This window comes from Pseudomonas sp. C32, assembly GCF_030417915.1.
Taxonomy (GTDB): Bacteria; Pseudomonadota; Gammaproteobacteria; order Pseudomonadales; family Pseudomonadaceae; genus Aquipseudomonas.
This window is the reverse complement of record NZ_JAUHUK010000029.1, coordinates 49160-63258: the sequence shown is the minus strand read 5'-3', so window position 1 is coordinate 63258 and position 14099 is coordinate 49160. Positions and strand designations below refer to the sequence as shown.

The 14099-nt window shown below is 59.9% G+C and carries 9 protein-coding genes; 4 read left to right on the top strand and 5 right to left on the bottom strand.

The genetic code is table 11. The features are described from left to right. Window positions 1–25: 25 nt before the first annotated feature. The 3 genes from QYH43_RS25160 to mfd are packed head-to-tail and all read right to left on the bottom strand — an operon-like array spanning window position 26 to window position 6757. Complete coding sequence (locus QYH43_RS25160; protein WP_095061155.1) at window positions 26–2719, bottom strand: DEAD/DEAH box helicase; 2694 nt, start codon at window positions 2717–2719, stop codon at window positions 26–28. Window positions 2720–2730: 11 nt separating this feature from the next. Further along, a complete protein-coding gene (locus tag QYH43_RS25155; RefSeq protein ID WP_095061157.1) occupies window positions 2731–3297 on the bottom strand; it encodes a CsiV family protein in 567 nt (188 codons plus the stop codon). Window positions 3298–3307: 10 nt separating this feature from the next. Then, a complete protein-coding gene (gene mfd, locus QYH43_RS25150; RefSeq protein WP_095061159.1) occupies window positions 3308–6757 on the bottom strand; it encodes a transcription-repair coupling factor in 3450 nt (1149 codons plus the stop codon). Window positions 6758–7120: 363 nt separating this feature from the next. Here mfd and QYH43_RS25145 point away from each other — a divergent pair, with 363 nt between their 5' ends. The 3 genes from QYH43_RS25145 to sthA all read left to right on the top strand — a co-directional run bounded on the left by QYH43_RS25145 (window position 7121) and on the right by sthA (window position 11393). Beyond that, window positions 7121–8584 (top strand): glyceraldehyde-3-phosphate dehydrogenase, encoded by a 1464-nt coding sequence (locus QYH43_RS25145; protein WP_095061161.1) that lies wholly within the window; start codon window positions 7121–7123, stop codon window positions 8582–8584. Between the two features lie 262 nt (window positions 8585–8846). Beyond that, window positions 8847–9791, top strand: coding sequence for an FAD:protein FMN transferase (locus tag QYH43_RS25140; protein ID WP_256580387.1), 945 nt, complete (start codon window positions 8847–8849; stop codon window positions 9789–9791). Between the two features lie 207 nt (window positions 9792–9998). Further along, window positions 9999–11393, top strand: a complete 1395-nt coding sequence (sthA, locus tag QYH43_RS25135) for a Si-specific NAD(P)(+) transhydrogenase (RefSeq protein WP_095061165.1) — start codon at window positions 9999–10001, stop codon at window positions 11391–11393. A 42-nt stretch (window positions 11394–11435) separates the two neighbouring features. Here the strand turns inward: sthA and QYH43_RS25130 are convergent, their stop codons facing one another. Then, a complete protein-coding gene (locus QYH43_RS25130; RefSeq protein ID WP_095061167.1) occupies window positions 11436–12158 on the bottom strand; it encodes a glycerophosphodiester phosphodiesterase in 723 nt (240 codons plus the stop codon). A gap of 14 nt (window positions 12159–12172) precedes the next feature. Beyond that, on the bottom strand, window positions 12173–12754 hold the full coding sequence (locus QYH43_RS25125; protein ID WP_095061169.1) for a PilZ domain-containing protein: 582 nt from the start codon (window positions 12752–12754) through the stop codon (window positions 12173–12175). Between the two features lie 94 nt (window positions 12755–12848). Here QYH43_RS25125 and QYH43_RS25120 point away from each other — a divergent pair, with 94 nt between their 5' ends. Further along, entirely contained in the window at window positions 12849–14099 is a 1251-nt protein-coding gene (locus QYH43_RS25120; RefSeq protein WP_095061171.1) for a lipoprotein-releasing ABC transporter permease subunit, read from the top strand.

Here is a 14099-nt window from a genome sequence, read left to right as displayed (position 1 = left end):
GACGGACTAAACGTCGCCGAAATTCTCAGCGCTTTTCCAGCTTGTCCGGCAACGGCGCAAACAACGCCTCGATATCATCGTTCTGCAGTTTCCAGTCTCCGGCCTGACGTCCATCCAGCACGCCCGCCGCGAGGTCGGACTTTTCCTTCTGCAGATGCTGAATCTTCTCTTCCACCGTGCCGCGTGCAATCAGTTTGTACACAAACACCGGTTTCTCCTGGCCGATGCGATAGGCCCGGTCAGTGGCCTGGTTTTCGGTTGCCGGGTTCCACCACGGATCGTAATGAATCACCGTGTCTGCTTCGGTGAGGTTAAGACCGACACCGCCGGCCTTCAGGCTGATCAGAAAAATCTGACGCATGCCGCTCTGGAATTCCTTCACTGGCGTGCGCCGGTCGCGGGTCTGCCCGGTCAATAACGCATAGGCGACGCCGCGTTTGTTCAACTCATCCTCGATCAGCGACAGCATCGACGTGAACTGCGAGAACAGCAGGATCCGCCGGCCTTCCTCGAACAGCTCTTCGAGCATTTCCATCAGGCTATCAAGCTTGCCCGATGTGCTGCCGCGCGTTGGCAGTGTCGCATCGTTGACCAGGCGCAAATCGCAGCACACCTGACGCAGTTTCAACAGCGCTTCAAGAATGATGATCTGACTGCGGGCCACACCCTTGCGGGTGATCTCATCGCGGACTTTCTTGTCCATGGCCAGGCGCATGGTTTCGTAAACGTCACGCTGGGCTTCGTTGAGTTCGACCCAGTGGATGATTTCGGTTTTCGGCGGCAGCTCGGTGGCGACCTGTTCCTTGGTGCGGCGCAGGAGGAAAGGTTTGATCCGACCGTTGAGGTGCTGAAGTCGTACTTCGCTGGTGCGCTTTTCAATCGGCACGCGGTAATCGCGGTTGAAGCTTTTTACATCGCCGAGCCAGCCGGGCAACAGGAAGTGAAACAGCGACCACAACTCGCCCAGGTGGTTTTCCAAAGGCGTGCCACTCAGGCACAGGCGCTGGCGGGCGTTCAGCTCACGGGCGGCCTGCGCAGCCTTGCTGTTCGGGTTCTTGATGTATTGCGCTTCATCCAGCACCAGTATGTGCAACGGCTGCGCCGCGAGGCGTTCGACATCCTTGGGCAGCAACGCGTAGGTGGTGAGAATCAGATCGTAATCGGCCAGCTGATCGAAATGCTTTTTACGGCTGGCACCGTACAACGCCAGCACTTTCAACTGCGGTGTGAAATGCGCTGCTTCGTCGAGCCAGTTCGGAATCAGGCTGGTGGGCATGACAACCATGCACGGACGATCAAGACGACCGGCGATTTTCTCGGTCAGAACATGCGCCAGCGTTTGTAGGGTTTTGCCCAAACCCATGTCATCCGCGAGGATCCCGCCCACTTCCAATTGTCGCAGCGATTGCATCCAGCTCAGACCTTCGAGCTGATAGGGGCGCAGTGTTGCGTTCAGGCCTTCCGGCGCGGTGGCGGTGTGGTCCTTGATGTCGCGCAGGCGTTGGGCAAAGGTGCGAATCTGTTCGCCGCCTTCCCAAAGCAGTGGCAAGCCTTCCAGTGGATTGAGTCGTGTGGCATCGGCCTTGCTCAGGCGCAGCGTGGTTTCGCCGGGTTCTTGCAGGTAGAACTCGCCGAGGGTCGCCAGCACCGGTTTCAGGCGGCCGAAGGGCAGGGCGACTTGCAGCGGACCGTACTCGGAGTTTGGTCGATTGGGGATGTTCACCAGAATCAACTCGTCGTCGCGACGCCGGGCCAGGCGTTCCGGGTTGAGGATTTCGGTGTGGGAACGCATCAGGTTGAGCAGGATCGGCAATAGACTCAGGCGTTCGCCGTTGACGATGATCCCCAGCTCCAGATCGAACCAGTCGCGCTCCGGAACCTGTTCAACCGTGGCGTACCAGTCGTCTACGGCGGTCAGGTCGAAACCGAATTCTTCGTCGATCAGCAACTCCCAGCCCTGGGTGCGAAGCTTCGGCAGTTCATTGAGGGTGAAAGTCAGCCAGGCGCTGTCGTTCACCATCTCGAACAGTTCGCCGGCACTTTCCGGCAAGGCCTTGCTTTGCCGGGTGGCGATCTTGAATCCGAGGATTCGTAGCTGTTCGCGGTAGGACTGTTCCACTTCCGGATGACGTTTTATCCGCAGCGTCTGTGTCTCCTGACGAATCAGGATGTCGGTATTTTTCTGGCCGGAAACGTACTCGTCCAGATAACTGAATGACAGCGCCGCGCGGTGCTGGATATAGCGCTGCATCCGACCATTGCGTGGTTCGAAGGCGCTGAACTCGATACTGGCCAGCCACAGGCGCGGCACCGGCTGCACGTTGTCCACCAACACCTGCGGCGGGGCTTTCGGGCTTCGGTTTTCCAGCACCGCCTGAAGCTTTTCCAGCAGCTCGGCGTCTTTCGCGGCGGCGGGATAGTTGAGTGTTTCCTGCACTTGCAGCAGCACCGCTGCACAATGTTTGCAGTTGTTGTGGACCGGGCAGGAGCATGTCGCATCGATCATCAGCAAGGTGCCTTTGGCCGACTCGCGCAGGCGAATGGTCTGACGGTAAACGTTACCGCCAGAGCCTTCGCATGCGGCGATGATCGTAGCGTCGCCAGCCTCGACGATCCTGACGCGGTTTTCCAGTGCGTAGCGGCGGCCACGCTCCAGGCTCTGTTCCTTGAATCGACTGACCCAGGAAGGTGCCAGGGGTTTGCTCAGGGTCGCGGACATGGGGAGTTCAATCAGTCAGGGACGACTGCAGGGGCTTCCCGGGGAGCGGGCGCCGTCAATGACGTGATCTTGATCAGCAGGCCGAGGTGGCCGTTGTCGAGGAAGTTCAACTGGCCGTTCTTGGTGTGGCTTTCCTGTTTCAGGCGTTCGCTGGTGGTGACCAGGCCTTCATTGTTGAACTGGTTGACCCAGAAGTCTGCGTCTACATCGGTGAAGCGCCCGAGCGTCAGGTTCAGGGTGCCTTCGATCGGATACTGGCCGAACTGCTCCTTGCCGTCACTGATCGCCACCTTGACTGCGGTTTCGCCGAGCGTTTGCTGCCATGCTTTGTGCAGCAGGACGCTGTATTCGTTGCTGGCGGTGAGCTTTTCCACCTCAGAATTCAGGTTCGGCGTGCGTAGGCTGTTGAGACTGACGGGCTGGGCACCGGCGGCCCAGTCTTCCGGCGCTGCGCGAACGACAATCGCCGGCACGGCGTTCTGCCGCACCAGAATCATTTCTACCTGATACAGATCATCGGCAAATACCGATGGTGCGACCAACGTCATCAACAGGGTCAGTGAGCGAAACAGGCGCATACGGCGTCCTTCAAGCAGTTTTCGGGATGAGGCGCTCAAAAAGCGCCTCTACAGTATTAAAGCGCTCTTCCGGGCGCTCCATCGGAACCATGAACTTGAACATCGTGGCGCCTTCGAATTTGTAGCGTTTTGGCTGGCTCTGGATCAGCTTGATCAGCGTCAGCGGGTCGACCGGGGTCTGCGCCGCGAACTCGACGCGTCCACCTTGCGGGCCGCCATCGACTTTTTTAATGCCCAGCAACTCGGCCTGCAATTTCAGGGCAGTAATGCGTATCAGGTTCTTGGTCGGCTCCGGCAACAGGCCAAAGCGGTCGATCATTTCCACCTGCAGATCCTTGAGGCCATCCTCATCGGTGGCCGAGGCGATGCGTTTGTAGAGAATCAGGCGGGCGTGAACGTCCGGCAGATAGTCTTCGGGAATCAGTGCCGGCACGCGCAAGTTGACTTCCGGACCGCCGCCCAACGGTTGATCGAGGTTCGGTTGTTCGCCCTTGCGGATCGACTTCACGGCGCGCTCAAGCATTTCCATGTACAGCGTGAAACCGACGGCCTGGATCTGCCCGCTCTGACCGTCGCCCAGCAGTTCGCCGGCGCCACGGATTTCCAGGTCGTTGGTGGCAAGCACGAAGCCCGCCCCAAGGTCCTGGGTGTTGGCGATCGCTTCCAGACGCTTTTCCGCGTCCGGGGTGATTTGCTGGCGCGGCGGTGTCAGCAGGTAGGCATACGCCTGGTGGTGGCTGCGTCCGACGCGGCCGCGCAACTGGTGCAACTGCGCCAGACCGAATTTGTCGGCACGCTCGATGATGATGGTGTTGGCGCTCGGCACGTCGATGCCGGTCTCGATGATGGTCGAGGCGATCAGCACGTTGAAGCGCTTGTGGTAGAAGTCGCTCATCACTTGTTCGAGTTCGCGTTCGCGCATCTGCCCATGACCGATGCCGATCCGTGCTTCCGGCACCAGTTCGGCGAGGTCGGCAGCGCACTTCTCGATGGTCTTCACGTCGTTGTGCAGGTAGTAGACCTGACCACCACGCAGCAGCTCACGTAGCAAGGCCTCTTTGACCGTGCTTTTGTTCTGCTCCATGACGAAGGTGCGGACCGACAGGCGTCGGGCCGGTGGCGTGGCGATAATCGATAGGTCGCGCATGCCCGACACCGCCATGTTCAGCGTGCGCGGAATCGGCGTGGCGGTCAGGGTGAGGATGTCGACTTCGCTGCGCAGGGCTTTTAACTGTTCTTTCTGACGGACACCGAAGCGGTGTTCTTCGTCGATGATGACCAGTCCGAGGTTTTTGATTTTCACGTCGTCCTGCAGCAACTTGTGCGTGCCGATGACGATGTCGATCTTGCCTTCGGCGAGGTCCGCGACGGCGGCATTCACTTCCTTGGTCGACTTGAAGCGGCTCATCACTTCCACGGTTACCGGCCAGTCGGCGAAGCGGTCGCGGAAGCTGTTGTAGTGCTGCTGGGCGAGCAGGGTGGTGGGCACCAGAATCGCCACCTGACGACCGCCATGCACGGCGATAAATGCGGCGCGCATGGCCACTTCGGTCTTGCCGAAACCTACGTCGCCGCACACCAGACGATCCATCGGTTTTGGCGCAAGCATGTCTTCGCGCACGGCGTCGATGGTGGTTTGCTGATCGGGCGTTTCTTCGAACGGGAAGCCCGCGCTGAAGGTGGCGTAGTCGGCTTTGGGGTCGGCGAAGGCATAGCCTTCACGGGCTGCGCGGCGGGCATAGATGTCGAGCAGCTCGGCTGCCACGTCGCGCACTTGTTCGGCAGCCTTGCGCTTGGCTTTCTGCCAGGTCTCGGAGCCGAGGCGGTGCAGCGGGGCCAGGGCGTCGTCGCTGCCGGTGTAGCGGGCGATCAGATGCAGGTTGGCCACCGGCACGTAAAGCTTGGCGTTTTCTGCGTATTCCAGGGCGAGGAATTCAGCCGTCTGGTTGTCGATTTCCAGTGTCGCGAGGCCGAGGTAGCGGCCGACACCGTGGTCGATGTGCACCACCGGTGCGCCTTCGCGCAACTCGGTGAGGTTCTTGATGACGGCATCGTTGTTGGCGTCGGCACGTTTTTCGCGACGGCGACGCTGCATCACACGCTGGCCGAACAACGGGCTTTCGGCAACCAGCGCCAGGGCTGGATCGTCCAGCAACAAACCTTCATCCAATGGCGCGATGGTGATCGCCAGGCGCTCCTTGCCTGCGACAAAGTCCGGCCAGCTGTCGACGGTTTTCGGTCGCAGCTTCAGGCGCTCCAGCAGCTCCAGCAACACTTCGCGTCGGCCCGCGGACTCGGCGGTAAACAGCACGCGTCCAGGGAACTCGTCGAGGAAGTTCGCCAGTGCTGCCAGCGGCTGGGTGGCTTTGGCTTCGATCGCCAGGTTCGGCAACTCTTGAGCGGGGAAGCGTTCGCGACCGCCGCCGCTTTCGATATCCTGCTGGCTGGCGACCACGCGCGGCCAGTTCTTCAGGCGCGCAAAGCAGTCTTCCACCGGCAGGAACAACTCGGCGGGTGGCAATAAAGGACGGGACGGGTCGACGCGGCGCTCTTCGTAACGATTGCGCACATCGTTCCAGAAGTTTTCCGCCGCCTGCTCGATGCCCGGCAGCGAGAACACCTGGGTGTCCTGGGGCAGGTAATCGAACAGTGTCGAGGTTTCGTCGAAAAACAGCGGCAGGTAGTACTCGATCCCGGCAGGGGTAATCCCGCTGCTCAGATCCTGAAAGATCGGGCAGCGGCGGAAATCGACGTCAAAGCGCTCACGGAACCGCGCCTTGAAGCGGGTGACCGCATCCTTTTGCAGTGGAAATTCCCTGGCCGGCAGCAGCTTGATCGAATCGACCTTGTCGATGGAGCGCTGGTTTTCCGGATCGAAGGTGCGCAGGGTTTCGATTTCGTCGTCGAACAGGTCAACGCGATAGGGCAGTTTGCTGCCCATCGGGAACAGATCGATCAGCGAGCCGCGTACGGTGAATTCGCCATGCTCGTAAACGGTGTCGACGTAGCGGTAGCCGGTGGCTTCGAGGCGCGTGCGCATTTGCTCGACGTCGAGCTTCTGGCCGACGTCCAGCACCAGGCTGCTGCCGAGCAGGAATTTGGTTGGCGCCAGACGATGCAGGGCCGTGGTGATCGGTACGACCAGCACGCCATGTTCCAGCTCCGGCAGCCTGTACAAACTGGCGATACGCTGGGAAATGATGTCCTGGTGCGGCGAAAACAGGTCGTAGGGCAGCGTTTCCCAGTCGGGGAAATGCAGCACAGGCAAATCCGGGGCGAAGAAGCCCAGCTCCTGTTCCAGCCGTTCGGCACTTTGGCTGTCGGCGGTCAGCAGCAGGGTAAAGCGCTTGGCAGCGCTTGCGGCCTCGGCGATGGCCAGGCTCAGGGCGGCACCGGGCAGGTTGCCCCAGTGCTGTTTACCTGCCGCGGCAGGGAGAAGCGGTAGACGCAGAACGGGCACGGAAGGTTGAGCTCCAAGCGTTGCGACAAAGTCGGTAATTGTAGCGGCCTAGGGTGCCGCCTGTCAGTTGCAGACTGTGTCTATTACGAAGGTTTGGCGAAATGTAGTGGTAAAGACAAAAAAGCCCGGTTTTTTACTGAAAAAACCCGGATATGTAGTGGTAAAACGAACGGGTGTTACGGAGGGTTACGGATACGGTGACGCCGCCTCCAAAAAATTGACTGTGCTGAAAGCCCCGGTTTTATTGGGCTTTAGCGCGGCGTAACTTTTTTGAACGGGGATTTGTTACGGATTGCACGACAGGCGCGCATTGCTACACGGGTCACAGGGCGGCATAATGTAGCCCCTTTTTTCTGCCCCTACATGTGGAAGGTTCCCGTGACTCAGAAGCCCGACCAGTGTCTTGGTGAATGGATCGACCGTGAAGCACTCGCAGAAGCGATGATTCCGCTTATCGGTCAGCTCTACCGCAATAACAACGTGGTGAGCTCGATCTATGGCCGCAGCCTGATCAATCGTTCAGTCATTGCGATTCTCAAAGCTCACCGCTTTGCTCGTCACCGTCAGTCCGACGAAAGCGAGCTGTCCGTCCACGAAACATTCCCGCTGATCAAAGCGATGAGCGAACTCAAGCTCGGCGCCGCTTCGGTGGACCTGGGCAAGCTGGCGGCCAAATTCAAGGCCGAAGGCAATGGCCGTACTGCCGAGCAGTTCGTCCGTGAAGAACTGGCTGACGTGGTTGGCCAGCAGAACGCTTCCGCCCGCAAAGGCACCGACGTTGTCCTCTACGGCTTCGGTCGTATCGGCCGTCTGCTGGCGCGCATCCTGATCGAGAAAACCGGTGGTGGCGACGGCCTGCGTCTGCGCGCCATCGTCGTCCGCAAGGGCGCCGACAACGACCTGGTCAAGCGCGCCAGCCTGTTGCGTCGTGACTCGGTTCATGGTCCGTTCGATGGCACCATCACCATTGATGAAGCCAACAACACCATCACCGCCAACGGCAACCTGATCCAGGTTATCTACGCCAAGAGCCCGGCCGAAGTTGACTACACCCAGTACGGCATCGAAAACGCGCTGATCGTCGACAACACCGGTGTATGGCGTGACGCCGACGGCCTGGGCCAGCACCTGGCCTGCCCGGGCGCTGCCCGCGTGATCCTCACCGCACCTGGCAAGGGCGCGCTGAAGAACATCGTGCACGGCATCAACCATGGCGACATCACGCCTGATGACAAGATCATCTCGGCGGCTTCCTGTACCACCAACGCCATTGTGCCGGTGCTCAAGGCAGTCAACGACAAGTTCGGCATCATCAACGGCCACGTCGAAACCGTTCACTCGTTCACCAACGACCAGAACCTGATCGACAACTTCCACAAGGGCAGCCGTCGTGGCCGCGCCGCGCCGCTGAACATGGTCATCACCGAGACCGGTGCCGCCACTGCCGCCGCCAAGGCACTGCCAGTGCTCAAGGGCAAGCTGACCGGCAACGCGATTCGCGTTCCTACGCCAAACGTGTCGATGGCCATCCTGAACCTGAATCTGGAAAAGGCCACCACTCGCGAAGAGATCAACGAGTACCTGCGCCAGATGGCCATGCACTCGGATCTGCACAAGCAGATCGACTACGTGAGCTCCCAGGAAGTGGTTTCCACCGACTTCGTTGGCTCGCGCCACGCAGGCGTTGTGGACGCAGAAGCGACCATCACCCAGGATAACCGCGTTGTACTGTACGTTTGGTACGACAACGAGTTCGGTTACAGCTGCCAGGTGGTTCGCGTGATGGAAGACATGGCCGGTGTAAACCCGCCAGCTTTCCCGCGCTAAGCCTTAGCACAAACAAAAACGCCCCGACTTTGGTCGGGGCGTTTTTGTTTGTGTGATGCTAAAACGATCAAGATCAAAAGATCGTCCGAACGCGGCCCGAACCTTCGGCAGCTCCTACAAAGGTATGCAATCCTGTAGGAGCTGCCGAAGGCTGCGATCTTTTATCAGGGCATCAGAAAAGGTGAGATTGTTTTTGAGCGGATGGAAGTTTTTATTTCTGGCGCTGATAGGAGGGGTGTCCGGCTGCGGCAACAGCGGCGCCATGGAAAGCTTCGGCGGCCCGACCATGGGCAGCACGTACTCGATCAAGTACGTCCGTCACGCCGATCTTCCCGCTCCGGTCGAAGTTCGGGAGGCAGTGGAGAAAATCCTCGCGGATGTCGACCGGCAAATGTCGACCTACCGCAGCGACTCGGACATCGAGCGCTTCAACGCCATGCCCGCCAACCAGTGTCAGATCATGCCCGCGTCAATCCTTGAATTGGTTCGCGTGGGCGAGCAGTTGTCTGTGCAAAGCGAAGGCTCTTTCGATTTGACGGTCGAGCCGCTGCTCAATCTCTGGGGCTTCGGTCCGCAGGCACGCGAGGAAAAAGTGCCGTCTGCCGAAGCGCTCACCGAGGCGCGCCAACGTGTCGGCTACACCCACCTGCGCATCCAGGGTGATCAGCTGTGCAAGGACGCCGCCGTCGAGGTCGACTTCAACAGCATTGCCGCCGGTTACACCGTTGATACGATTGCCGCACGGCTAGAGGAAAAGGGCATCCACGACTACCTCGTCGAAGTCACTGGAGAACTCAAGGCCGCGGGCAGCAAACCCGACGGCTCGTCGTGGCGCATTGCCCTGGAAGAACCTCGGGATGACCGCCAGGTGGCTGAGCGAATCATTGCGGTCGACGGCTACGGCGTTTCCACTTCGGGTGACTACCGCAATTATTTCGAGCAAGGAGGGCGGCGTTTTTCCCACACCTTCGATGCCCGGACCGGTTCACCGGTCTCACACACTCTGGCGTCGGTCACGGTGATTCATCCTTCAGCGCTGATGGCCGATGGCTTGTCGACGCTGTTGCTGATTCTCGGCCCGGAGCGCGGTTGGGACTACGCAGAGAAGCACGATGTCGGCGCGTTTTTTGTGATTCGTGCCGATACAGGTTTCGTCACACGCGGCAGTCACGCTTTCGAGCGCCTCAGTGGCGAAAAAACCGAATGAATTCGGCAATTTGAGCATTGAAAACTGGCGTTGTAGTGCAGGCAAAAGTAGCCTACGACGCGACCAAGGGTTAATGTGCGCGGCGTTGACGCTTCTATAGACTGTGTCCGGGTTCTGCACTGACCCCAAATTGTTCCTTCACGCCACAGATTGGTGTGATTTAGCCGCAGGTGCCGAGAGTGCCGCGGCCTGTTCTGAGGAGTACGCATGGCTGTCTACAACTACGACGTGGTGGTGTTGGGTTCCGGCCCGGCGGGGGAAGGCGCGGCAATGAACGCCGCCAAGGCAGGGCGCAAGGTGGCGATGGTCGATAGCCGTCGCCAGGTCGGCGGCAACTGCACTCACTTGGGCACCATCCCGTCCAAGGCACTGCGTCACTCGGTGCGGCAGATCATGCAGTTCAACACCAATCCGATGTTCCGGGCCATTGGTGAGCCGCGTTGGTTCTCGTTCCCGGACGTGTTGAAAAGCGCCGAGAAAGTCATCGCCAAACAAGTCGCTTCGCGTACCGGCTACTACGCCCGTAACCGCGTCGACGTGTTCTTTGGCACCGGCAGCTTCGCCGACGAACAAACCATCGAAGTGGTCTGCGCCAACGGCGTGGTCGAAAAGCTGGTGGCCAAGCACATCATCATCGCCACCGGTTCGCGCCCGTATCGTCCGGCGGACATCGATTTCCACCACCCGCGTATCTACGATAGCGACACAATCCTCAGCCTGGGCCACACCCCGCGCAAACTCATCGTTTACGGCGCTGGCGTGATCGGTTGCGAATACGCTTCGATTTTCAGTGGTCTGGGTGTGCTGGTTGAACTGGTGGATAACCGCGGTCAGTTGCTGAGCTTCCTCGACTCGGAAATCTCCCAGGCGTTGAGCTACCACTTCAGCAACAACAACATCACCGTTCGCCACAACGAAGACTACGACCGCGTCGAAGGCGTGGACAATGGCGTGATCCTGCACCTCAAGTCCGGCAAGAAGATCAAGGCCGACGCCTTGCTCTGGTGCAACGGCCGTACCGGTAACACTGATCAGCTGGGCCTGGAAAACATCGGCGTGAAGGTCAATGGTCGTGGCCAGATCGAAGTCGATGAAAACTACCGCACCGGCATCCAGAACATCTATGGCGCTGGCGACGTAATCGGTTGGCCAAGCCTGGCCAGTGCTGCTCACGACCAGGGTCGTTCGGCCGCTGGCAGCATCGTCGACAACGGCAGCTGGCGCTTCGTGAATGACGTGCCGACCGGCATCTACACCATTCCGGAGATCAGCTCGATCGGCAAGAACGAGCAGGAGCTGACCCAGGCCAAAGTGCCGTACGAAGTGGGCAAGGCCTTCTTCAAGAGCATGGCGCGTGCGCAGATCGCCGGCGAGCCGCAAGGCATGCTGAAGATCCTGTTCCACCGTGAAACCCTGGAAGTGCTGGGCGTTCACTGCTTCGGTTATCAGGCGTCGGAGATCGTGCACATCGGTCAGGCGATCATGAACCAGCCGGGCGAACTGAACACGCTGAAGTACTTCGTCAACACCACGTTCAACTACCCGACCATGGCCGAAGCCTACCGGGTAGCGGCATACGACGGCCTCAACCGGCTTTTTTGAGTGGCTCCGGCCGGTGGCCTGAGCCGGCCGGGGAGACCGATTTCAGCAATTCTCGAGCGTGGCAGTGGCCAAACCGGGAAAGTCTGTAATCAGGCTGTCAACGCCGAAGTCGGCGAGCCTGCGCATCAGCGCAGGTTCGTTGACTGTCCACACCGACACATGCAGCCCCTGACGCTGCGCCTTCTGCAGGCGTTCCGGCGTGCACAGGGTCCAGTTCAGCGCCAGAATTTCACAGCCATAGCTTTGCGCGACTTTCAGCGGGTCGAGCCAGGCATATTCGGCCACCAGTCCGCGGGATACGTCCGGCACCAACTCCAGCGCAGCCTTCAGCACTTCACGGGAACTTGAGGTGATGGTCACCTTGTCCATCAGGCCGTGACGCTGCGCCATTTCACGAATCGCCAGCACGGTGGTCGCGGCACGCATCCTTGATGCGCTTTTGACTTCCAGTTGCCAGTGATCGAAATCGCATTTCTCGAACAGTTCTTCCAGCGTCGGAATCGGGCATGGCTTGATCCAGCCAGGTCCCCCTTTGCGCGCATCGTAAGTCACAAGATCGGCCGCCGCGTGCTCGACGACCTTGCCGCGACGGTCGGTGGTGCGCTTGAGCGTCGGGTCATGGATGACCATCAGCTCGCCGTCCATGGACAGGTGCAGGTCCAGCTCGCAGCGGCGCACGCCGTGCTTCAGACATTCCTGAAAACTGGTCAGGGTGTTTTCCGGTGCTTCGCCCTTGGCGCCGCGATGGCCGTAGATGAGGGTCACGGTTCTTCCTTAAATTAAATGCCTGAGTCGATTTGTTCGCGGGCCAGACGTCGTTCCTGTGCCTGCTTCTGCAAGATGTAGCGGGCCAACAGCTGCCGTTGCGCATCGGTTGGGTGTTCGAACTCGGTGCCGATGTCATAACCATCGCCCTTGCGGTCGCAATGGGTGACCCGTGCGCGCAGCAACAGGCCCAGGGCTTGCGGCATCAGCACCAGCTTGACCGATAGACGTGATTCGGCGGCAATGGGGGTGGGGTGCTGAAAGTCGAGACCGCCTTCGGAGATGATCACCGGTTGCGGTTGGCCAATCTGCCCGAGCGCGGTGATCGCGACCACCTGGCTCAACAAATCGATGCGTTTGTTCTGGGATTTCAGGAACGCCGCGAGGTTTCGGTCGCGTTCGCTGATCTGGCGCAACAGGTGCTGCGACTCGAATTCGCTCAGGTGCAGTTCGCTGAGCAAGTTGAAGAGCGGGGAAGCATCCTGCAACACTTCCTGGCCTGTGGCTTCGGTAGCGGACAGGGGCCGAATTTCCAGTGCGATCGTGTCCTCGATACGGTAGTATTCGCGGCGATCTTCTTCATCTAATGTCGACATGGCGAACCCATGGTAGCGGCGGTGGTCTGAGTGTAAAGCTGGTTATCGACCCCCGCCACAAGGACGTTCCTTTTCCCTCCGAACAAGCCCCGACATGTTCAGACCTCTCTTCGTATTTATCGGCACGCGTTACACCCGTGCAAAGCGTCGCAATCATTTTGTGTCATTCATTTCCCTGACTTCGATGATCGGGCTCGCCCTTGGCGTGGTCGTGATGATTGTCGTGCTGTCGGTGATGAACGGCTTCGATCATGAGATGCGTACCCGCGTGCTGGGCATGGTGCCCCACGCGACCATCGAGTCAAGCGAGGCCATCAGCGATTGGCAACGCCTGGCCACGAAGGTCAAGCAAAACCCGCAGGTGACGGCCGTTGCGCCGTTTACGCAAATGCAGGGTTTGCTGACCAACAACGGCAAAGTCTCGAAAGTCCTGCTCAATGCCATCGACCCGGCGCTCGAACGCCAGGTGTCGATCATTGATAACTTCATGACGCAGGGCAAACTCGACGACCTGGTGCCGGGTGAATTCGGCATCGTCATCGGCGACAAGGCCGCGGCGAAACTCGGTGCGGCGGTTGGCGACAAGCTGACTTTCGTGGCTCCGGAAGTCACCGTGACCCCGGCCGGGATGTTCCCGCGCATGAAGCGCTTTACTGTGGTCGGCATCTTCCACGTCGGCGCTGGCGAGCTGGATGGCTACCTGGGCATTACCAACCTGCAGGATCTGGCGCGTTTGCATCGCTGGAAGCCGGATCAGGTCCAGGGCCTGCGCCTGAAGTTCGACGACCTGTTCCAGGCGCCACGCACCGCGTGGACCATCGCCCGCGACCTCGGCGAAGACCGCTACTACGCTCGTGACTGGACCCGCACCCACGGCAACCTGTACCAGGCCATCCGCATGGAAAAAGCCATGATCGGCCTGTTGCTGCTGCTGATTGTTGCCGTCGCAGCGTTCAACATCATCTCCACGCTGGTGATGGTGGTGAACGACAAGAAGGGCGACATCGCGATCCTGCGCACACTGGGCGCGACGCCGGGCACGATCATGCGCACGTTCATGGTGCAGGGGACGGTCATTGGCGTGGTCGGCACGGCGATCGGTGCCGTGGTCGGGATCTTCGCCGCGTTGAACGTCAGCGCCGCGATCGCAGCGCTGGAAGGCCTGATCGGGCACAAATTCCTCAACGCCGACGTGTACTTTATCGATTACCTGCCGTCGCAGGTGCAGAGCCAGGATGTGGTGATGGTCTGCTGTGCGGCGTTGGTCCTGAGTTTCCTCGCCACCCTGTATCCAGCCTGGCGTGCTGCGCGCACCCAGCCTGCGGAGGCGCTACGTTATGAGTGA